This is a genomic window from Paraburkholderia tropica, from assembly GCF_900109265.1.
In the GTDB taxonomy this organism is placed as follows: Bacteria; Pseudomonadota; Gammaproteobacteria; order Burkholderiales; family Burkholderiaceae; genus Paraburkholderia; species Paraburkholderia tropica.
The window spans coordinates 16,343-37,970 of record NZ_FNZM01000036.1 but is presented as its reverse complement, the minus strand read 5'-3'; the positions used below and the strand labels follow the sequence as shown (position 1 = coordinate 37,970).

12 protein-coding genes are annotated in these 21,628 nt (G+C 59.5%); 3 read left to right on the top strand and 9 right to left on the bottom strand.

Going from position 1 to position 21,628, the window contains the following annotated elements; genetic code table 11:
* On the top strand, window positions 1-308 hold a 308-nt coding region (locus tag BMY06_RS40010; protein ID WP_208490382.1), incomplete at its 5' end, for a DUF6882 domain-containing protein.
* Window positions 309-485: 177 nt separating this feature from the next.
* Here BMY06_RS40010 and BMY06_RS36480 read toward each other — a convergent pair.
* Complete coding sequence (locus BMY06_RS36480; protein ID WP_074987698.1) at window positions 486-1,937, bottom strand: IS1182 family transposase; 1,452 nt, start codon at window positions 1,935-1,937, stop codon at window positions 486-488.
* Window positions 1,938-2,121: 184 nt separating this feature from the next.
* Here BMY06_RS36480 and BMY06_RS40725 point away from each other — a divergent pair, with 184 nt between their 5' ends.
* Window positions 2,122-2,331 carry a GNAT family N-acetyltransferase gene (locus BMY06_RS40725; protein ID WP_074987697.1) on the top strand — a complete coding sequence of 70 codons (210 nt, stop codon included), beginning with the start codon at window positions 2,122-2,124 and terminating at the stop codon, window positions 2,329-2,331.
* A 176-nt stretch (window positions 2,332-2,507) separates the two neighbouring features.
* Window positions 2,508-3,065, top strand: a complete 558-nt coding sequence (locus BMY06_RS36470) for a hypothetical protein (RefSeq protein ID WP_074987696.1) — start codon at window positions 2,508-2,510, stop codon at window positions 3,063-3,065.
* Window positions 3,066-3,234: 169 nt separating this feature from the next.
* Here BMY06_RS36470 and BMY06_RS40720 read toward each other — a convergent pair whose 3' ends face one another.
* The 8 genes from BMY06_RS40720 to BMY06_RS36440 all read right to left on the bottom strand — a co-directional run bounded on the left by BMY06_RS40720 (window position 3,235) and on the right by BMY06_RS36440 (window position 21,204).
* Complete coding sequence (locus BMY06_RS40720; protein WP_074987695.1) at window positions 3,235-3,684, bottom strand: pentapeptide repeat-containing protein; 450 nt, start codon at window positions 3,682-3,684, stop codon at window positions 3,235-3,237.
* A gap of 445 nt (window positions 3,685-4,129) precedes the next feature.
* A complete protein-coding gene (locus BMY06_RS36460; protein WP_080180428.1) occupies window positions 4,130-5,359 on the bottom strand; it encodes a type VI immunity family protein in 1,230 nt (409 codons plus the stop codon).
* 64 nt (window positions 5,360-5,423) lie between these two features.
* Window positions 5,424-5,594, bottom strand: a complete 171-nt coding sequence (locus BMY06_RS39830) for a hypothetical protein (protein ID WP_161495563.1) — start codon at window positions 5,592-5,594, stop codon at window positions 5,424-5,426.
* 801 nt (window positions 5,595-6,395) lie between these two features.
* On the bottom strand, window positions 6,396-6,824 hold the full coding sequence (locus BMY06_RS39285) for a hypothetical protein (RefSeq protein WP_124263359.1): 429 nt from the start codon (window positions 6,822-6,824) through the stop codon (window positions 6,396-6,398).
* Between the two features lie 390 nt (window positions 6,825-7,214).
* A complete protein-coding gene (locus tag BMY06_RS39280) occupies window positions 7,215-7,688 on the bottom strand; it encodes a hypothetical protein (protein ID WP_124263360.1) in 474 nt (157 codons plus the stop codon).
* 481 nt (window positions 7,689-8,169) lie between these two features.
* Complete coding sequence (locus BMY06_RS36450) at window positions 8,170-8,754, bottom strand: SMI1/KNR4 family protein (RefSeq protein WP_074987692.1); 585 nt, start codon at window positions 8,752-8,754, stop codon at window positions 8,170-8,172.
* A complete protein-coding gene (locus BMY06_RS36445; protein ID WP_074987691.1) occupies window positions 8,747-19,447 on the bottom strand; it encodes a hemagglutinin repeat-containing protein in 10,701 nt (3,566 codons plus the stop codon). Before BMY06_RS36445 ends, BMY06_RS36450 begins: the two co-directional genes overlap by 8 nt.
* A complete protein-coding gene (locus BMY06_RS36440; RefSeq protein ID WP_244144464.1) occupies window positions 19,444-21,204 on the bottom strand; it encodes a ShlB/FhaC/HecB family hemolysin secretion/activation protein in 1,761 nt (586 codons plus the stop codon). Before BMY06_RS36440 ends, BMY06_RS36445 begins: the two co-directional genes overlap by 4 nt.
* Window positions 21,205-21,628: the final 424 nt, after the last annotated feature.

Sequence of the window (21,628 nt, the reverse complement as noted above, 5' to 3'; positions counted from 1 at the left end):
CTCCAACCGCAGAGGCGTCCATAGTGCCATTGGGAACGCACTCTCTCGACAAACAGCGCTATCGTTGGTCATGGTCGGATGAAGGTCTTCCAATGGACGTTCGGGATGTATCCAGAAAAATACAGGTGCTATATGACCTAACTGGCTTTGAGATGTTCAAACAAGCCACAATCCAATGCGATCAGACGATGGCATGGGAAATTGCTGCATTGTCATGTTCTGTTCTCGCTGCGCACGGCGCTTACCGAATCCCCAATGGATCGAACCAGCATTATGTTCTGATCCACTCAATCGACCAATTCCCCTGAGTCGCAACGTCGCCCACGTATCTGCCGACCGCAGACGGCAATAGGCGGCCGAGGCCGTGTAAAAACGCGCAGAACGGCCGACCGATCCCTCCCCGGCGGGAGCACAGTTGCGTTAGGACGTGACGCAGGCAAATGAAGTGATCGTGTTTTACTGGCAAACAGCGTCGGCGCGCGCATTCACGCGCCTGCCAGCTTCATCGCTCGCATCGTCTTTGCGAATCCGAGGATCCTGATGACTCGCTTGAGGTTGTATGCCAGCACGTGCAAACTCATTTCAGCGGCGACATGGCCAAGTCCACGCGTCTGGAAGTGCGTCGTCCCCATCCAGTGCTTGAGAGTGCCGAACACGTGCTCGACCGTGCGCCGTCGCATCGTCATGGCATCGAGCTGGCGATCCAGCCTGGACTGCATCGCCTCAAGCACCGCTTCGTGTTCCCATCGTCGAATACGCCGGTAGTCGGTGGGCGTGCACCGGTTCTTTATCGGGCATTTCGGGCAAGCGCTGCTCCAGTAGGTACGCAGGGCCATCGGAGTTTCGCGCTCGACGGAAGTAAATCGGTAAATCGCCCGTTGCCCCGCTGGACATAGGTATTGGTCGTCTTTCGCGATGTAGATGAAGTCGGCCCGATCGAACCGTCCATCTGCCTTTGCACTGGAGGTTTGTGTTTTTGGCACCAGCGCTGCAATACCAGCGTCATCGCATGCTTTGATCTCCGTCGCGCTGTAGTACCCGCGATCGGCCAGCGCCTTGAGCTTCTTCTTGCCCATCGCTTCGCGCGCGGCTTTGGCCATCGGGCTTAGCTGAGCGCGGTCACTACCGACGTTCGTCACTTCGTGGGTCACGATGAGGTGGTGCTTCGTATCAACAGCCACCTGAACGTTGTAGCCCACCACGCCTGTGCCCTTGGCTTGCGACATCATCGAACGTGAGTCGGGATCAGTCAGCGAAACCTGTTTTTCCGGTAAATCATTCAACAGTTCCGCGGCCCGATCCAGATCGCGCATCTGCTCGCGCAGCGTCTCGATCTTTTCCCGCAGCCGTTCGGTTTTCGCTTCGACCTCTGCGGGTTGCGTGCGATCAGCAGTTTCCAGCGCATCGAGATAGCGCTGGATGCTTTGCTCGATCTGCTCCTGACGCTTTGCGATCTTGTTGGGCGTGAAGTTGTTATCGCGACTGTTGACCGCCTTGAACTTGCTGCCGTCGATGGCAACGACTGCTTGCGTGAACAGCTTCAGGTCGCGGCATATCACCACGAAGCGGCGGCATACATTGCGAATGCCGGCGCCATTGCTGCGTCTGAACTCGGCAATCGTCTTGAAGTCCGGCACGAGGCGACCGGTCAGCCACATCAGTTCGACATTACGCTGGCACTCGCGCTCCAGACGTCGGCTCGACTGCACGCGATTGAGATAGCCGTAGATGTAAAGTTTGAGCAGAACGGAGGGATGGTAAGACGGTCGGCCCGTGATCGCCGGCGTGGTGCCTTCGAAGCCCATGGAAGCCAGATCGAGTTCGTCTACGAATGCGTCGACGATCCGCACGGGATTGTCTTCAGCGATAAAGTCTTCGAGACACTCCGGTAGCAACGTGGCCTGATTGCGGCTTGTACCTTCGACGAATCGCCCCATCTCCGCCTCTCGCGCTAACAGGTTGATTCAGTCTAGGCGATCGCGCGGGTTTTGACACACCCTCGGCCATCAACGGTCAGTCAGCGATCGCTGTTACATCGATGACAATGACGCTGGGACGCCATGCTTTCGGCAGAATCAACGGCGTGCCCCGTTCGATAACCATCAAGGAACAGAACGAGGCATGGGAATCGGGGGCCGCTTAGTCAATGCAATCCAGGCACGCGCAATTGAACGCGGACATCAACGAATTGTGTTGAGCGTCTCGCCAGACAATGCCGATGCGGTGATGATGTATCGTCGGCAAGGATTCACATTCCTGCCCGAGTGGGAGCCGTTGGCCAGTCAACCTGGAGTCAACGTGCAAAAGATGGAATGGAAGACTGATCGCTGACCGGCAGAGCCAGTTACTCGGCCGTATTGCGCGACTGCGTTGGATTTCCTCGGCAGGGAGCTTCGAGTTGGCCAAGGCCTGCCGCGTCGGGCCGTGTTCGGCCGACTTCGGGTGTTCGACATCATGGCGTAGATTGTCGACAATAGAGCCCTCGATTTGCAAAGGAAAGTACCGTCATGACACTTGAGCAGCAACTTGCAACGCTTTCGGATTGCGGCATCAACTTTGACAACGGCATTACGATCGAAGATATGCTCTATTCATTCTCGCGCGAAGAATATGAGAAGCGCCCCTTCGATTTAGTTCTCTTTGTGCTCGGTATCGAGGTGGAGCGTGAACCGTGGAACCGTCCATTTTGTTCGCGGGTGTGGAACTTCGACCCGAAGTGCATTACTTCAACGGGCGACTACACGCGGATCGTAAGACGATTGTGCCAGGTTGCAGGAATTTCCGACGGTTTGAACAATGTTAGAGATTTTGTTGATCTGCAAAGTGCCAAAGCTTGGTTGAAGTATTGGATCGGGGACGTCGAGCGCAATTTGCCCGCAAAGGTAATGGGGACCTGGGCGGATCCACAAACCGTTTCTCATGTTATGCGCGATATTCAGCAACTAGACGGGCGCCGATTTTATTTCAAAGACAACGGACAGGCGATGGTGCTTTATTACCTCGATCCCGATGCCGCAGCAATGCTCAATCGCCTGGCACATGGCACAATGCAGCCAGCTGCTTGACGATATTTGAAGACGAAGTCATCCACTCCATCGCGACCAGGAACGGACGGTCGATGCCGTGATGTGAATCGTCGACAATTGCGACCGAGATCGCACGGCACCCTATGGCTGCCCCGGTCCAAGCATGCCCGCAAGTGCAGCTTGTGGGCGATCCCTCCCGACGAAATGGTTAGCCGCCACCTGGTTCTTCCCCTTCATCTGCCCTCCAAGACATTTGGGCTCGCTGTTCATCAGACAGAGGAAGACTGGCCTGCTGTTCACGGCTTGCCACAGCGCTAGTCATATTCGCTCCAACGAAGCTGCATGCCTTAAACGACGAAAGCCGAAGGTCGGCACCACTTAGATCTGCTTTATCGAAACATACTCTCACGTACATCGAGGCACGCAAATCAGATTGCGTCAGAGTCGAACGACTGAAGTTAACCTCAATAAAATTGTTCCAGCACAGGGTGGACTCAGAGAGATCGCTGTTCTCGAAACTCACGTTCCTTATCTCCGAGCGACCAAAGAAGCTTCTTGGCACTGTAAGGCTGGAAAGATCTACATCCTTAACCTGAGTGCGAAAAAAGCTAACTCCCGGCGGCCCAGAGTCATCGTACTGAGGGCGGTGGTCTGGCATCGGAGGCAGCTTTCCCTTAACGGTAAGCCCCAGTTCTTGGAGGGTCTGACAGGAGGCCCGGTAGTTCTTGCGTCCGGTCGAAGCTACTCCGTAAGGAGAAAGGCAAGAGAGGAGAATGACGACAATAGATCTGCGCGAGACCATAACGACTAACGGTGCTTATACGGGCGTCGGGATCCACATAGTAATTCATATTTTTGCGAACCCACACACTGAATGATCGGCGCGTCGAACCATTTTTCTCCCGCCGCTTAACTCGAGTGACTGTTATCGGACGCCTTGAGTGTCTCGTTCGGGTCGCGAACCGAGATGCCGCCCCACTCCGATGTGCATCCTCGAAACCATCACTGCGACCTGCCAAACCTGGGTTGCATCAAGGATGCGACGCGCGTGCGTCGTTTGCCGTCAACAATCGAACTGCGACCGCCCGTCTTGCAAACCAAATTTATTTCCTTTCGCTCTGCATTCGCCTGCCATTCGCCTTTCTTGTGTCGCGCTTAGTATTGGAGTTCACCTGAACGACCTGCAGTTGGGGCGGTACGATCGTCGGAGGCTCCGGGATCGGAGGCGCACCAGGTAGATCAAACCGCGCCTCCCATGCAGCGGTATTCCTTTTGTCCGCGCTGGGCAGGTCGGGGATGAACGTGTGCAGCGAGTCCGGCATCGGATCGCGCAATACACGCAGCAAACTGTTCACGAAAACATAGGGTTCAGGCAGCCCCTCTTCCGGCGCGCCCAGCCTCGGGAATTCACCTGCCCGGATTGCGACGCTCGAGTTGATCTCCTCAATGCGGATATCCGGTCGGGCGAGAGAATCGCGGATCCGCGCCACCCCGCCCAGGCGTTCGACGAAAACTGGGCCAAGAATCGTGTACCAGTTCACGCTCTTGATAAAACCCCATGCGTCGACTTTTGCGCCAGGGACAAGCTGTCTGTAGATAGCAGTTACGCTGTCGCGAGAATCACCCTCGTAAGAATAAACTTCATGCGCCTGGTTAAGATGCGCAGTGCTTATCATATCCAAACCACTAAAACGCTGTGCGAGAGCCCATTCCTGCGGCATGTAGCGATGGTAACTGTAGGGAAAAACAGGCGCGTACCCGCCATAGCCTCCACGAACTTTCAACTTTTCGCAGACAAAACGCAGGAATGCCTCATATTGCTCAAGCCCCGATGGTTTGGTGGCGAGCTCCATTGGAACGTTGAATTTCAGTAGCGACAAACCGGCCTCATGACCGGCCGGCACAAAGCAACCGGACGGCATTGTCCGGTCTTGTGGGTTTGCCGTCCCAGTCAACACGCTGATTTTATATTCTGCGGCCGTATCGTAATCAGTCGCGCTCGCACGGAGAGCGCCGATTATCATGTACATCGGCGTTTCTATAATCGAACGCCTGATTTTCTCTACGCCCGCAGCGGTGCGCTTTGTGAATCGCCCATCATCTGAGTCTTTTCCGCCTTTCAGATGTTCGCCGAACATGTCAGCAAACCGGTCAAAACACTCAAGAATGGCCTGACGTCCATCCGGCAGTGCACCCCGTTCGAAATAGATCGTCCCCACCAGGCCAGGTAACATCCCCATCCTGCCATTCTCAAGCCGGTTAGAGAGTTCTTCGCCATACTGCGAGAAGGCCTGCAACGGCGTAAGTACGGTTTGATTTTTCTGAGAATCCATCAATCCCCCTGATCGGAGATTTTAATTACTGGAAGCGGCCCGAAGCCCTGATTTTGCTACGATATCAGGCGACCTCGGCGGCGATCACAGGACAGCCATTAGCGCCACCCGCCGCAGCCTTTCTAACACGGATAATAGCCACGCGTGCAGTGAGAATCGCGAGGAGCGCTTCAGTTTGTACTACAGCGAAGCCGATGGCCGCAATTATCACGACCACGCCCATTGTCGAATCCATCGAAGCCTTCGGAAACTGCGGAAATGCAAACGCTTCGTCAACGATAGCAAATACGGCGCAAATTCTTGAATGAGCGCTTCGGGGCGGGTGAGGTCCGCTGCGGGTCGCACGCGGACTCTCGCCTCAACTCGATGCGCGCCACGTTATGCAATGCGCGTGAGTCGGCATCCGGCCAGTTTCGGTCGTTCGACGTCGTCGCACGGATCGTCGACAATAAGTGCCTCCGGCATCGAGATTACCTTTCCCCCATGCGCAGATTACAGGCATCGCGCTTCTATATTGCAGGCGGCTCCGCAGAGCCTGCCTTCATACTGGACGGCGCAGTCTCCGAGTGGCTCTTTACCTCGGGATTCTGGAATCGAATTAACAATTCTTTGGGGACGACGTTCGACCAATTCGAAGAGGATGAGGCTGAGCCCGCGGTTCTTTTACAAATTGCACCTGAGTTAGAGTTCTGCCTCCGGTCGCTTCAATCGCAGGGTGACGGCCCGGTGAGTTTCGTTTGTGGGTGGTCCCCCGCTGGAGATACCCATACTATTGAGGTTCAGCGGACGGATCTTGTCTCGCAATTGGTGGCGCTACGAGACCTCCTTGCTTCGGCCGCTGCCAACAGGGAAGTTCTTAGATTCAGTCTTTGACTGCGGCCTGCTATGTAAATGGGCGGGGCACGGCCATGACTGGACACTCGGCCGATGTGGCTAAACCATTGACAATGCGGTTGGCGCCCACGTTCGCCGTCACCTTGCCGCTACCCAGATGCAGCAATGCACGGGTATCGCAACCTTCGGCCGAATTGGATTTTTACATTCCCCCTTCAAAATCATCTGGGAGATCACTTAACTCTCGATATAAGGCAATAGAACACAGCACGACGCAAAACAGGAAAATTGGTAAAAGCATCCCGAATGCTTCCTCCCCCTTTCCATTTATTTCCCAAAATATTGAAAATAAAAAATATAAAATAAACAAAGTAAATATTGCCAAATAAAAGCGCGAGAATAATTGCTTTCTGCTTAGTCTTGCCTTCCCATTTAGCGTTCGGCGCGCCTTGATCACCTGATAGATGAAAAATACGGCGCAAAACAAAAACACAGGAATCAACCTCCCGAGCGCCGCACCAAAGGCTCGACCTCTCGCAATCGAGACAACGATTGAAAATACCACCAACGATGCTATGAGGGGTGTTTTTTCGCGTATTCTCGCGAATGCTATTTTGCTTGCTTCCAGCATGACTGCCTCTGTGTCTTTGAATTACAGCTTGAATAGCTGCGCCCGCGGATCAATGTTTCAGCCAGAATACGATCCCTCCAATCGGAACGGCAATGTCGTGAATGATTGACTCACACGATCCAGCGCGGAATGCACGCATTAGAGTTAACGGCTACTTTGCGGAAAACCGAAGGACCCCTTGCGGGTCGGTTATGCCGGTTGCATGAGACGGGGGCCCGGGGGCGAGCGGCATGCTCGGTCGTGGGGCGCAGTGCGGCCAGTTTGAGACATTAACCCCCCGGGTTGGATTGTCGACAGTTAGCGGCTAACCTTCTGCGTGACATCTAGGATCGGTTTACGGCAAGGAGGGATAGCCCTAAACACCCAAGAACCGTTAGTGGTTCCGACTCTCTAGAAGATCACGTAGTCTTTCAGGTTCTCGCCTGAAGCTCCGTCAACCAATGCGCAGGGCCAGTGTCCGCGCTCGAACCATACAAGCTGAGCCGCGGTATCGGATGGGAGCGCAACGCCGCGTGCAGCATGAAGGTGTTCCAGTGAAAAGACCCATGCAGCGCCCCAAGCTGCTGCGGAAGGCGCGTGCCAGACATCTTCATCCGGTTCATAAGGGATGAGCGTTGCCACGTAATCTACAACAAGGTTCAGCGCGGCAACCCACTCTTGCTCTTCCTCTGGCGGAACCAAATCATCGTGCAATTCCTGCTGCCGGATGGCTATCGCGAGGCAGGTTGGATCCTCGGGGCCTAACCATGCATCCCATCGAACGATACGCGGGTTGCTGGCATTCACAATGGGGAGTCCAATGTTGCTGAACAGCGGTGTACGAGCGATCCGACTCTTTAGTCTTTGAAGTTTGGACGATTCCACGAGCGGTCTCTCGATCAGCATTCAACGCAATCAGGTCTTCTATCTCAATTATCCGGTCGCAGCAATAGCAAACCGGTGCGGAACAGTTTTTCCGTGAGCAACTGCTTGGCGCGTAGTAGCCTACGTGCGATTGAATGTCTGGTATCCGGAAGACGAAAGACGGCTCCGGGACCACGTGTCAACGTCGGACTTAATTTCCTCCATGGTCAAGTTCTGCGTGGACATCAACAGAATGCGCCTAGCTATGGACCTGGATGATCGAGATAGCCGCGTTTTAGTGACGGCAACCCAGCCACCTCTTGCCGGCTCACATAGTTCTGCGTCCATTCAGGAGTGCAGCGAGTACCGCGTCCAGCACTACACCGCATAGCACGCGGCATTCGTCAGTTTGTCCTCTTCGGAATTGTCTCCGTTCGCATAGTCATAGATTTTCTGCTTCTCATCGGGGGGGTACAACTAGCAGTCGTACAGAACGACACAATCACTTACGCTTGTTCTTATTAAGCTCCGCCACCCTCGCCTTAAGCGCGTCGGATATCTCAACCTTCACAATCTTTGCCCGCGTCGCTGCAGGCTGCTCTATCTTGCGGAGGAGATCAATGAACTCAGAAAAACTGGGCGCAACCTTATAAATACCTTGCCGCACGTTCTCTTCGTGCTCGTGATCCCAGAGGCAAACGCCCCCAAACATATTCTCATCGAGATAAATGCATACAAAATTCGCCCCAGTCACCTCCCCGATCGCGAGAACGTTGGTTGGAAGTTGCGGCGACAATTGTTCTCGAATTGCCGTTATGTCATTCGACTTATCAGAGCACCGACCATATAAGCATTCCAATATTTCGACTCCCTCCGTAGCCCACGGCGACTTTTCACTGCCCTCGAAGCCAATCTGGTCATCGAATATTCCAGTCCAGGGGCGCGCCTTGAGGAATTCTTTGTAGTCCTCCGGAAGACGACCCACATCTCTCTCCAATAACTCCAGGAACGTAGCAGTAGCCTCGACGTCGTCGTTCTTTAGCGGCCGATACCCTAAATTGCTCAACTTTTCAGTAACGTCAATCATTGTTCATTCCAGTTCTTAATCTAGAAGCGCCGCCAATGTGTGGCACATTTCCGTGCAGGTCCGACGGGACCAACTGTATTGTCACACCATCTTCGACATGGTGAGGAGTAAGCCCCAGCTCCTTTAGTAGATCCTGACCCGCGGTCCGAGATCCAAGCCCGAATTGTTCCGAGACTGCATCGTACACCAGCCCAAAGTCGCTACTCTGCCCGGTCATATTTTCGATTTCGAAGGTACCCTGAGACCATTGACTAAAGTCTGGATAACCGCTTTTGAACGGAATTGGCTGACCTTTGGTGATAGTGTTAACTGCTGGATTTGATGAAATCCAGTTCGAATCCCCAGCCACACCAGACCAAGTTCCGTTTGACGCGGGCAACCGCCATCCGCTCGGCCTCACCCAGCCTAGCGCCTCCTCGAGCGCTTCGGCTTCACCTCCCGTCGCGACTCCAAGCGCTGCGTCGCCAAGCGATGCAACCCCGAGAAGGGCGGCCGAACCGTAGTCTCCGTTTTTTGCTGCGGCCTGCGCTTGGTCAGCATAGTGTTTGCCGGGTACCAGATTCAGCAACCCGTTTACGAATGCGCCTTTCTGACTATAGATGAAGTCAAGCGCCTGCTGAGATCCCGTGTAGACGAACAGGTTGCCCGCTTGCTGAGAATTGACCCAATCCAGTTCCTTCTGCAATCCGATTAGATCGGCCTGACTCACATAGTTGGCGTTGTATTCCGCGCTTCCTACCGGGTACTGCGCCCAGCACTGCACCACGTAGCACGCGGCCTTCGTCAGTTTGTCCTCTTCGGTCTTGTCTCCGTTCGCATAGTCATGGATTTTCTGCTTCTCATCGGGGTGCAACTGCCGATTATACAAATCCGCACTCAACGCCCCACCCGCACCACTCAGCGCGCCGGCTCCGCCTCCGATCACACCACCCGCAGCAGCACCGGCAGCGCCCGAAATGATATTCGTCAGCAGCGCCCCGCCCAGCGTATTACCGAACGCTGTATTGGCATACGATGCCGCCACATCCCCCGCAACTGTCCCGCCCACCGCGCCTGCGACATTCCCTCCGCCCAGCGCTGCACCCACACCGGCCACCACCGCATGCGAGGCGATCCGCGCCGCGCCATCGTTACTCCACAACGATGCCTGCAGACTCGCCGCATCCAGATCTGCCTGCGCCTGTTGCTGCGCAGCCGTATCGCCTGAAGCTTTAGCCTCATCGAGTCGGGCTTTCGCCACATCAACGTCGCTATTCGCCTTCTGTTCGAGATGCTGCGCCACATCCCCCACTATCTGCATGCCCACCTGCCCGGCCTGCTGCTGCACAGCCAGATCGTCCTGGACCTTTTGCGCATCGAAGCTGTTCTGCACCGACCCATTGGCATTCGCCGCATCGCGGCTCAACCCCGCTGTGCTGTCCTGACCCGTGCCCGCATCGCCGCGCACCGTAATCGTTCCTGCACTGACGGCAGCGTAGGTTGTGCCGCTCGCATCGCTATTCGTTCCCGAAAGCGATACCCCAGACGGCCCCAGGCCTTGCGAAGTCTGCGGTCCTGGCGCGTGGTTGGCGCCCTGCGCTACCGGCGTGCTCAGGGTCACACCATCCTTCGTACTGCGGCCAAAACCCCCGCTAGCACTAAGCCCCACAGTGTCGCCAGAGTAGCTCGCGTGGTTCTCCAAATTTGTGAAACCCAGCGTTTGCGTCGACAGGTTGTTCAGCTCCGGGCTTGCGGTGCTCGCGATCACGCCGCCATCGAGCTGCGTATGATTGCCGACGCTGATGTCGAACCCACCGTTGCCCGCATAGAACCCACTCTGCAGGTTGACCGACTGATAGTCCGAATCGATTGTCTGCTGACTGAAACTCGCACTGCCGCTCACCGTCTGGCCTACGCAGATCGGCGGTATGCAGAGGCTTGCCTGAAACCCGCCGCTCGTCTGTTTGCTAGCGTATGTGCTCGTGTCCTGCTGGCTGGCGACATTGAGATCGCGGCCCACATTTGCGGCGATGCTGTCGCCGGCCATTTCGGCGCCGCGAAGGTTGGTGTCGCGTCCACTCGTCAGTGACAGCGTGTTGCTCGCGGCAATCTGCGTATCCTGATTCGTGGAGCTTTGCCCGTTTGCGTTGCCATGCGCCATGCTCGCGGCCAACTCCACGGTGAAGCCGTTTTGCTGGCCGCCAACGGCAAGCCCCACGCCGACGCTGCCGTTGCTGCTGCTATTGCTGCTCGATTGCTCGCTCGTATCCCTTGCGCTTTGCAGGTTGATATCCCGCGCGGCGTCAAGCGTCACGTTGTGGCCGGAAATCCGCGTACCCGACGCATTGATGTCGCCATCGGTAGCGGCGCCGCTCGCGTCCTTCGTGCCGCTTCCGGTCGCAACAAGCGTAACGTCATGGCCGGCCGTCAGCGTGCTGCCATCGTTCGCGAGCGTGGTCTGCTGCGTCTGGCTGTGACTCGTGCCGCCACCGATGCTCACGGTCGCCTTGATGAGCGGCTGCGCCGTCGGTCCCGACATTGACGCGCGCGCAACCTGAATCGCGTTGTACGCAGCGAGGCCGGCCTGGGCAACATCCAGCGCCTTGAGCCGCGAATTATCCGTGCTGCTCGCCTGGTTCATGCTCTGGTTGATGGTCGCGACCGCATTGCCCACCGCGCCCCCAAGCGCCAGACTGACACCGAACTGGCTCGAGCTCTGGCTGGCACTGCTCTGGGTGCCGTCCGTTCCCGGGTCAAGATTGAGGTTCTTGCCGGTCAATGCCAGGTCGCCGCCTGCGCTAAGGTCGGAACCTTGCACCGTCACGTCCTGCTTCGCGTCCAGTGTCATGTTGCCATTGCCGCTCACGATCTGGCTACGCATCGTGCTCTGCGTTTGCGCGGCGGAGTCCTCGACGCCATGATTGCTCGCCACGCCGACGCTAAAACCGGTCGAAGTTCCATTACTGCCGAGATCCCCGATCTTTTTGCTGCTCGACTCCTGATGATTGGTGCTGGAGTCCAGCCCGGCCAGCACGTTGATCGCGCCCTGGCTGGCGACCAGATCCACACCCTGCGTGCCGCTGATCCCCGACCCGATCACGTTGATATCGCCGGTATCGCTTTTCACGACCACGCTGTTCGCAACCACGGTCGAAGTCGTCTGCGTGTTCGCGGTTTGCGCGCCGTTCGCGCTGCTGCTCGCGGCGTTGTAGGGCGAGGGTCCCACTCCGCTGTTATTCGCCAAGCCGCCAACCCAACGCGTGAAGTCGCCGAGCGACGCTGACGCGAGCGAGAAGCCCGAGCTGGAACTGCTCGATTGCGTGCTTTGCATCAACTGATCGGTCGATGCCTGGAACGTGACGTCGTGATTAGCGCTGAACAGCGCGGTCCCGCGCGCGCTGACGGACGAACCTGTCACCGTGATATCGCCGTCGAGCATGTTGCCAGCGGCGTCCTTCACTGCGCCGCCTGTCGCGTTCACCGTGACATTGCCGCCTGCACGAAGCGTGCTGCCCGCATTGGTCAAGCTGGACAGATCGGTCGTGCTGGAACTGCTGCTGCGTCCGTACGAAACCGAAATTCCCGGCGTATCTGCCGCGCTGGCGCCGATTTCTTCAAGCGTGTTCTGCCCACGCGAGAAGGTATTGCCGGACGACGCATCGGCACGCAGATTCTTCACGGTGTCGAGCGGCGTGCCAGTGACCGCCACCGTCAAGCCGCTCGAATGGGCTTCCTGTTCGTCATGGCTTTGCGCCGCATCCTGGCCCGGATCAATGACAATGTTCTGCGCCTGCAATGCGATATTGCCGGTCGCATCACTCGTATCGGTTGCGGATTTGCCCGCCACGATATCGCTGCCGCCGATATGAAGATCGCCACCGGCTACGATCGATACGTTGCCCGCCGAAGCGCCGACCGTGCTACGCGCCTGGCTTTGCGTGACCGAGCCCGCGTCGTATCGCTGGTGCATCTCGCTGGAGCCGACGCTGACACCCAGGCCGCCGGTGAACGAAAATCCGGAATGTTTCTCCTGGTAGTACTCGTTGTCCTGATAGGTTTCCGTGGCGGCGGTGAGGTTCACGTCGCCCGTGGCGGCAAGCGCTACCGCATCGGTACCGACGATGCTGCTGCCGATCACGTTAAGGTTCTTACCTGCCGAGATCGCCACGGAATCCGCCGAGATAAGGCTTCCATCGGCCTGCGTCGAGGCCGTGTTGCTCACCCGCTCCCGGCCCGTGCTGCTCATCACGCCGCTATGGCTACCCGATGCCGTGAAATCAGACACGTGAGTTTCGGCCGCAGCCGCAATATTCACGTCTCCCGCAGCAACGAGCGCAGCCGTGCCTTTCGTCAGATCGATATTGCTGCCGATCATGTCGATGTCCTTGCCGGACACCAGGCTCAGGCTGTCGCCGCTATGGAGCGTTGTGTCCGTTACCACGTCGTCGGACGTATGCAGCGATGTCGCGTAACTGCCGTGGTGATCGTGGCCGGAACTGCTGGCGTCGATCGTCGACGTTGCCGCGGCCGCTTGCAATGTGATATCGCCCGCCACTGCGATCGTGCCGCCGTCGCCCAGATCGAATGTCGCTCCGCTCGCGGTGAGATCGCCTCCGACCGCGATCATAGAGGCGCCGCCGACCTTCACGCTGCTTCCCGTGTTGCTGACGAGGTGGGTATCGGAGACGGAGTTCGGGATCACCACCGTCTTGGTCTCGCCGGTCTGCGCGACACCGAGGTCCCAGTTACCGCCGATACTCATGCCCAACGCGCCGCCAACATTCAGCCCTCCCGCGTTCTGCTCGAGGTTCCCGCCAGTCACGATTGCCGCGTTACCTGTCACGTTGATGCTCGCGAGCGGCCCTAGCGTCGACGTATCGCGCGTCACGCCGACACCGTTGGACTGGTGCAGCGTATCCACGGCCGTGTTCAGGATCACGTCCTTGCCCGCCTGGAGCGCGAGGCTGCCGGAATTCACAGTCGCTGAGGTCAGGTTGACATTGCCCGCCGACACGATCGACATCTGGCCGCCGCTCTGCAACGTGCCGAACGAGCTGTCGATATTCTGTGCGCTGATCGCGAAACTGTTCGTGGCCGTAATCGTGCCGCTGTTGGTCACCGTCTGCGCGTCTTGCAGGTCGATGTCCGTCGCCGCTATAACGGGGCCGTTGGACATGTTCTCCTGGCTCGCCTGGGCCAGATAGACCACCGGCACGAGCACAGACTGTCCGTCGACGACCTGCGTTTGCATGATCACGACGTTGCTGGTGAGTTGCGCCACCTGATCGGGCGTCAAGCCCGTTCCCGGCGCAAGATCGAGCGACTTCGCAAGCTGTGCGCCGGACGTCATCAGCGCCTCGAATTCGTCCTGCGTGTCGGCATAGTTCGTCAGCACCGACTTACCGGTCATCGACAGAATCTGGTTCTGCACGAGTTGCTGCTCGTAAAAGCCATCGCCCAGCCGCATCTGCGTCTGGCCGGGGTTCATGCCCATCTGCTCGAAGTAATAGTCGCTCGACAGCCACTTTTGCTGATTTGCAAAGGCCGGATTCGTCTCGATCAGATACGGTGCGTTCGGCGCGGTGTCGGCGCTGAAGAGTCCGCCGCTCGGCACCGTGAGGTTGTTGAGCACCTTCACAGCCGTTGCGGCCGCAACTGTCGGGTTATTGAAATTCGCGAGACCGCTATTGATAACGCGCCCGCCCTGCACCGTCGCCACGCTCGAACGCAAGCCGCCGGTCGTCGCCAACGACCCTGTCACCGTGCCAGCGCCTGTACCGGTGATCGTCTGCCCCGGCAGAAGTCCAAGCGGCGCAACACCTGCGGTGCCCGCCGAGTTGTTGATCGTCACGCCCGTCCCGCTGAGCGTGCCGCGTGCCACATAGGTCGAGTCGTACGACGGCAACGTGTAATAGCGTATATCGGCTGGAGCCGGCTGGCTATAACCACCCGGATTGGACGTCACGAATCCGGCATCGCCAAACGGCAACTGCCAGTTGCGGATCGAATCGTCGTAGTTGTTGTAGTGATACTCGCCCGAGTACGTCACCTTGACCTCGGGTTGCATCTGGCCCGACGCCGCCCAACTGTCGTTGTCGATCTTCAGCGGCGCGGCGATGTCGCCCGTCGCGGCCACCTGACTCCAGTAGTTCTGGAACGCGACGACCGAGGACGCATTGAGGTTGCCGCCCGCGACGATCTGCGATTCCGGGCTGATGGTGGCGACGGTGTTCGCGACGGCTACGCCCGTATACGTTGTGTACTGGTAGCCGCTGTTCCACTGGCCGCCATGCGGCGGTTCGGTATACGCGCCGCCTATCAAAGTCGGGTCGACCGGAACAAGCCAGCCGACCTCTTGCCCTGCGCACGCAGCCATCTGCGTCGAAGTACAGCCCGACATGCTGATACCGAGGCTCTCCAGCAGCGCCGGATCGATCGACGAGGTAAATCCTGTGGTGGTCAGCTCGCGCCGCGTGTTGCTCACCTTGTCCGCCGCGAGCACCATGTCGCCGCCCGACTGGATCAGCCCGGATTGGTTGTGGATCAGCGTCGCGTTCGTGTAGCTGCCGTCCGCATTCTTCCCGCCTGCGAGTACGACCTTGCCCAGACCGTAAATCGCGGTCGTCGCCTGCGTGTCGGTGGCCGTCGAGTCGTCGCGATTCTCGATGTCGGGCGCCAGCACTTCCAGCGTACCGGCGCTGTCCGTCGCCCCGATCAGTGCGCTCGTGCCGATATTCCCCACGACCGTGGTTGCGTTCAGCGACACGCTGCCGCCGACGATCGTGCCGGTATTGTTCAGCGTGGCCGAATACGTGGTCACCTTGCCACCGGCCTGCATCGACCCGGAATTCTTTATCGTGCCGGCGTTGACGTTGAGGTTGCTCACGGCCGAAAGCGCGCCGCCGTTGCTGAACGTGCCGGGCAACGTGAACGTGAGGTCGTGCCCCGCGTCGAAGCGATACGCCGCCGACGTGGTGAAGCTCCCCTGAAGGTTCATCGAGAGATCGTTCACCGCGCTGAACGCGCCGCCGCCTGCCAGTGTGTTGACGGTCAGTGAAAGATTGCGCGCGGAATTGATCTGGCCTCCGGTGCTCGCGAGCGTGCCCGTTGCGATCCCGACATCGCCAGTCGCTTGCGCGACATTGCCGATTTCGCCGCCAGTGTTGTCGAGGTTGCCGGCCGCGTTCACCTGCAGGTTCGCGCCGCTCAGTTGCCCGCCCTGCGTGTTGGCGATCGACGTCGCGGCGAGCGTCACCTGGCCATTGCCGCTGATGGAGCCCATGCCGGCCACACCGCCCGCATTGGTGTTGATGATCTGGCTGCCGCCATTGATCGTCGTGTCGCCGCTTCCCACGTTGTAAATCGCGCCGCCCGCGTTGTTCAGCGACGAAGCGCTCAGGTTCAGGGTGCTGCCCGCAGCGGCGCCGCCCGCCCCAATGATGCCCCCAGCGTTGATCAATTCGCCGCCGCTGGACGCGGTCAGGCCGGTCCCTGACGACAGCCGGGCGTTCGTGTTGTTCAACACGCCCCGCACGATTGCAGACATGACACCCTGCGAAGCAAGCGAGCCGCCAGTATTGTCGAGTGTGCCGACCGTCACAGACGCCTGACCGTTAGTGACGATATTGCCACCGACGTTCGTCAGCGTGCCCGTTCCGCTTCCCGGTGCGATCGTCAACGTGCCCGTACCGGCATGGGTAATCGTCCCGCCATCGTTGTCCAACGAAGCCGAGGCCAGCGCCAAGTCCGAGCTATTGCTCTGGATCACGCCGCCGTTCGAATTGTCGATCGTTCCGCTCACACCAAGGCTGATCGGATCAGAACCGAGCTGGGTGATCGAGCCGCCCTGGTTCGCCAAGCTCGTAGCAGTGACGGCGAGCTGGTTGGTCAGGATCCGGCCGTTGCTGTTGTCGAGTTGCGGCACAGTCATCGACACGCTGTCGCCGCTAACCACGCCGCTCGCATTCTTGAACGATGCAGCACTGGCCGTGATGGTCTGCGCGCTCAGAGTCCCGCTGCTGTTATCCAGCGCCCCCCCGACAGTCGCCTTGAGCGTCTGCGCGGTCGTGATGCTGCCACCGTTGACCAGCGCGTTAGCCTGAATCGCAGCGTTACCGGACGCTGCGATCGTACCGCTGGTGTTCGTAATCGAAGCACCGCTCTCCACGCTCAGGTCGCCCGCCGTTTCGATCTGTCCGCCAGCGTTGTTCAGGTCGCCAGCGACAGTCGCGGTCAAGCCGCGTTGGGCAGAAATCGTGCCGCCCGAATCGTCCAGGCTGCCTGCGGATATCGTCGCCTGGCCGTTGGTGGCGATCTTGCCGCCGACGTTCGTCACGGCGCCAGGGCCACCGTCCGCGCCGATCGTAAGCGTGCCGGTCCCTGCGTGCGTAATCGTTCCGCCGTCGTTGTTCAGCGACGCCGGATTGAGCGTTAGATCCGAACTGCTGGTCTGGATCACGCCACCGGCCGAATTGTCGATCGCGCTGCTGACGCTCACGCCCATCGCAGCAGTGCCGAGCTGTGTCAACGTGCCGCCCCGGTTGGTCAGGGTCGTGGCGCTGAGATCGAGCTGATTGGCCGTGATGTTGCCGCCGCTGTTATCGAGTTTCGGCGCATCGATTGAGACGGTATCACCACTGAACGCTCCATTCGCATTCCTGATCGATCCGGCAGTAGCCTGAAGGGCCGTGGCACTCATCGAACCACCACTATTGTCCAGTGCGCCCGACGTCGTGACGGCAAGCGCCTGGGCCGCCGTGATCGTTCCGCTGCTGGCCAGCGAAGCCGCATGGATCGTGGCATTGCCGTTACCGCCGATCAGGCCGCCCGTCGCGCCCTGGGCGGTAGTTCCGGCTGTGTTCGCGAGCTGGCCGCTCGCCGTCAGCGACAGTCCATCGCTGTTATCGGAGACGATGCGTCCGGCCGCGTTCTGCACGTTCGCACCCGAAACATTGACCGCTCCTGCGGCTTCCACCTGGCCCGCGGTGTTGTCGATGTCGCCGCTCGACGTCAGGTTCAATGCATGCACCGACGTGATCGAGCCGTTCGCGTTGGCGAGGCCCCCGGAGCGGATCGTCGTGTTTTGCCCGTTGCTCTTGAGCGCGCCGCCGGTATTGTCGAAGGCGCCCGAAGCGGTCAGCGTCGCCTCTCCCGCACCGGTTTGCGAAAGCGTGCCGCCCCGGTTGGAGATGCTCCCTGCGGTTACGTTCAGTTGCGCGGCGCTCGTCTGCCCCTGATCGTTCGTGAGGGTTCCCGTTGCGTGCGCGGTCAGGGTGCCGCCCACCTGGAGAGAAGCGCCTGAATGCAGGATGTTTCCGCTATCTCCACCTGCGCCGGTCGAAACAAGCGTCGCGCTGCCGTTGGCCTCGGTTGTCGCACCCGTCATGTTCAGGCTGCTGCCCGCTACCGCGAGATCGCCGCCCGCCAACTGCTGACCGCCGAGGGTGACGGCACCTGCGCCGCTCACCGACAGACTGCCGGTGCCGGTCGCATTGCCGCTCGCGTCGATGCCCGCGCCTAAGGTACCACTCGAATTGACGCTGGCGCCCACGACCGATGCATTGCCGAGCGCCGCAATGGTCCCACCGTTGACCACCTGCCCCTGGCTGCTCACCACCGCGTTCTGCGTCGCGTAGACGGAGCCGATGTTCGACGTGCCGCCGCTGCTCGATATCGACACATTGCCGCTCGCGCTCGTGGTGCCCGACAAGGTCACCTTGCCCTGGCTGCTCAACTGGAGATCGCCCGATTGCGCGGCAAGCGTGCCAGCGCTATTGACGCCCACGCCGGCCTCCGTCCCCTCGAGCATGATCTTGCCCGCGTACATGCCGCCAAGCTGGGCCACGTCGATGGCGACACCCGGGCTGCTGCCGTCCGCGCGGAGCGATTGCGCGCTCAGGTCGCCGTAGCGCACGTCATTGTTACCCGCGACGACGTTCAGCGACTGCCCGGCCCAAATCTTCCCATTGACGGCAACGCTGCGCGCGATCAGATCGACCTGATCGACGCTGCTGGCATTGAGACCCGCCGATCCGATCTGGATCTGGCCGCCCGTCACGTGGAAGGCATCGAGACTGCCCGTGCCACCGAAGATCGGCGTGCCCGTCGTCAGCACGCCCCGGTTCGTATTGATGAACCCGCAACCGTTACAGTAAATCCCCGCCGGGTTGGCAATCACGACGTCGGCTCTCTGGCCCGCGACTTCGGTATAGCCGAGCAACTGGCTCGCGCCGCCCCCCACCACCTGGTTGACGATCACACGCGCCCCGCCAGCAACCAGATTCGGATTGGCCGCCACATACCCGGCCTGCTGCGTCTGCACGTTGCCCGACGCGTTGTTCAGGATCAGCCCGTTCGCGCCGACGTTGTATTGCGAGTAGGTATTGTTCGACACCCCCGCGCCGTTCGGCGCCGTGATCTGCACAATCGGCAGGCCGTTGGCGGTCACGCCGACGGCCGGCTTGCTACCCGCGGTGGGCGCCGCAACGACCTGAGCCTCAGCCAGCACCGGTTGCATGCCGAATACGCATAACGCGGCGAAAGCGGCATGGCGCATCGCCAGCATGTCGATCCGCCCGAGGCGCGCGCAGGCGGCGCGAGTGCCGCGCAACGCGCTTGCGAGACATCCTTTCCCCACGGCTTTCGCCGTTTCCTGCACAGCCGTCCAGAGACCACGTACCGCATTGAAGACGACGCGATGGATATTCTTGTTCATAGCTGAAAACTCACGCTGAAGCCCGCCACCGGCCAGTGATTCGGAAAACCCGTGGGCTGATACAGGGGACCGCCGACAAAAACGTCATAACTGGCGTGCTGGTAGAGACTGCCGCGCAAGCCGACCACGGCGCCGGCGAGCCGGCGTCCGAGCAGGTTGTGCGCTTGCGGCCCGAATACCTCGCCTCCGTCGATACCGATATAGAGCGCCTGCCCCGTCCACAGGATCGGCAGTTCGAGGTCGTTGCGCATGAAGGCGCCCTTCTCGGCGGCCAGCACCGTGTTGCCGTCGAAGCCGCGCACCGTGTAGCGGCCGCCGATCGAAAAGTATTCGGTCGGGTACAGCAGGCTCGGCGAGTTCTGGGCGCTTACCGTCCCGGTATAGCGCAGCGGCACGCCGCCGATCGAGAACGGCACGCTCAGCGTCGCGTTGAAGGTTTCGATGTGGTAGTAGTAGGTCGGTGTGCCCGCGCCCACGCCTGGCAGATCGGCCTGCGCGCCAAACCAGGGCACACCCCAGCGATACGCGAGGGAACTGTCCAGTTGCGCGGGTCCGAAGTAGTGTTTGTGCTCCCAGCCGATCTCCGCAAAGCTGTTGTCGCGATGCTGGACATCGAGTTCCGAACCATCGATGAACGCCTCGCTGAAATATTTGCCCACGCGGAATTGGAGCGAGTTTTTCTGGACCTGGTTGCGATAGAACTGGTACTCGGCCTTGACGTCGAACGTTTTCGATTTTCCGCTCGAGACGAGCGTGCTGTATGCACCCGCAATCTGCTGGTGATAGTTGTACTGACTCGCCGTCGCGGTGAAGGTCCACCGGCCCCACGGAATCGAGTAGAAGGCACTGTTGCCGCGCGTGCCGTATTGCCCGGGGTGCCCGTCGATGTCGTGGTTGTAGCCGATGTTGAAGAGATCGGACAGCCCAAGCGGGTTATCGATCGTGAGGCTCGCCGTCCCCTGATACTGACCCGTCGACTTCAGCCCGCTATCGTCGACGCTCAACGCCAGCGACCACGGCTTTTGACGCTTCACCGCGATCACGACGTCGCTTTCGCCTGCCGACGGTCCAGGTACGATCTGCATGTCGACGTCCTGGTTCGGCACACGCTTCATCTGCTCAAGGCCTTGCTCCAGATCGCGCAGATTCAGCAGATCGCCCGCACGCGTCGGAAACGCATTGCGCCATGTGCCATAGGTCGACGCGTCGGCGAAGCGAATTGCACTGATGACACCGGGAATCAACTGGAGCCTTAGACGGCCGGTAGCGAGGTCCTGTGGGGCGATTACGACGCGCGTCGTCGAATAGCCCCGTTCGATGATGAGCGCCGCGACGCGATGCACGATCAGATTGAGCCCTTCGCGACCGACGCATTGACCGCGATAGCGCTGGAGATAGTCGCTCGCAAAAGTCAATTCGCCAGGAAAGAGAGGATTGGGCGAGAGGGCCTGCGCGCCAGCAGCCTCCACGGCATCACTGAGGCCTGGCGGCACTTCGAGTGTGAGTGCATCGACCCGAAAACACGGCGTCTCCGCAGGCAACTGGCCGTCGTCCAGCGCCTTGGGCGCGACGCCCTGAAGCTGAACATTGGGCGCGTTGGCGGCGCGCTCGCGATCCTGCGCCTGCGCTTGAGCGCGGCGGCGCTGCTCCTGCTCGCCGAGTGTCCCGGTTGCCTGCGCATGGGCAAGACCAATGTGCAGCACTGCCAGGGCCGTGCCGCAGAGCGACACGACCCGGCGCACGAATCTAGCCAGCACGCCCTGCTTTTCCCCGACAAGGCGCGCGTTTCCCCGAGGCCGCTCGCGGCGGCTCAAGTTCTTCTCGATCATCACGGTGTAGTTCTGTCCGCGCTTAAGCAGGAATTCACGCGGATCCGGGCCTTCGAAACGTGTGCCGCGCGCAATCAGTCAGATCGCGCCGGCAAGTTCTATTCGCTTCGAGGCCTGTTTTCGTTACCGCCGCTTCGTTTCGAATCGGCAGCCTGCATACGCAGATAACGGCAGAACAATTTAAATATTTAATTCACTACGCATATAGTTGCGATCTTCCGGCAAGAATCTGATAGGGCCTCGCCTTGTCCAGTTCGACTCTACAGCGAGCGATGCAAAACGCGGGGGGCCGCAGCCAGCCCTATCGCAGTCACAAGGAAATCATTGGCGGGGTGAGCAATCAGGGTCGCAC

Bases quoted from the DNA above. Each gene is read 5' to 3' on its own strand.
- BMY06_RS36470 (WP_074987696.1), top strand. From the start codon at position 2,508: ATGACACTTGAGCAGCAACTTGCAACGCTTTCGGATTGCGGCATCAAC.
- BMY06_RS36445 (WP_074987691.1), bottom strand. From the start codon at position 19,447: ATGAACAAGAATATCCATCGCGTCGTCTTCAATGCGGTACGTGGTCTC.
- BMY06_RS36480 (WP_074987698.1), bottom strand. From the start codon at position 1,937: ATGGGGCGATTCGTCGAAGGTACAAGCCGCAATCAGGCCACGTTGCTA.
- BMY06_RS40725 (WP_074987697.1), top strand. From the start codon at position 2,122: ATGGGAATCGGGGGCCGCTTAGTCAATGCAATCCAGGCACGCGCAATT.
- BMY06_RS40720 (WP_074987695.1), bottom strand. From the start codon at position 3,684: ATGCCAGACCACCGCCCTCAGTACGATGACTCTGGGCCGCCGGGAGTT.
- BMY06_RS36450 (WP_074987692.1), bottom strand. From the start codon at position 8,754: ATGATTGACGTTACTGAAAAGTTGAGCAATTTAGGGTATCGGCCGCTA.
- BMY06_RS39285 (WP_124263359.1), bottom strand. From the start codon at position 6,824: ATGCTGGAAGCAAGCAAAATAGCATTCGCGAGAATACGCGAAAAAACA.
- BMY06_RS39830 (WP_161495563.1), bottom strand. From the start codon at position 5,594: ATGGATTCGACAATGGGCGTGGTCGTGATAATTGCGGCCATCGGCTTC.
- BMY06_RS36460 (WP_080180428.1), bottom strand. From the start codon at position 5,359: ATGGATTCTCAGAAAAATCAAACCGTACTTACGCCGTTGCAGGCCTTC.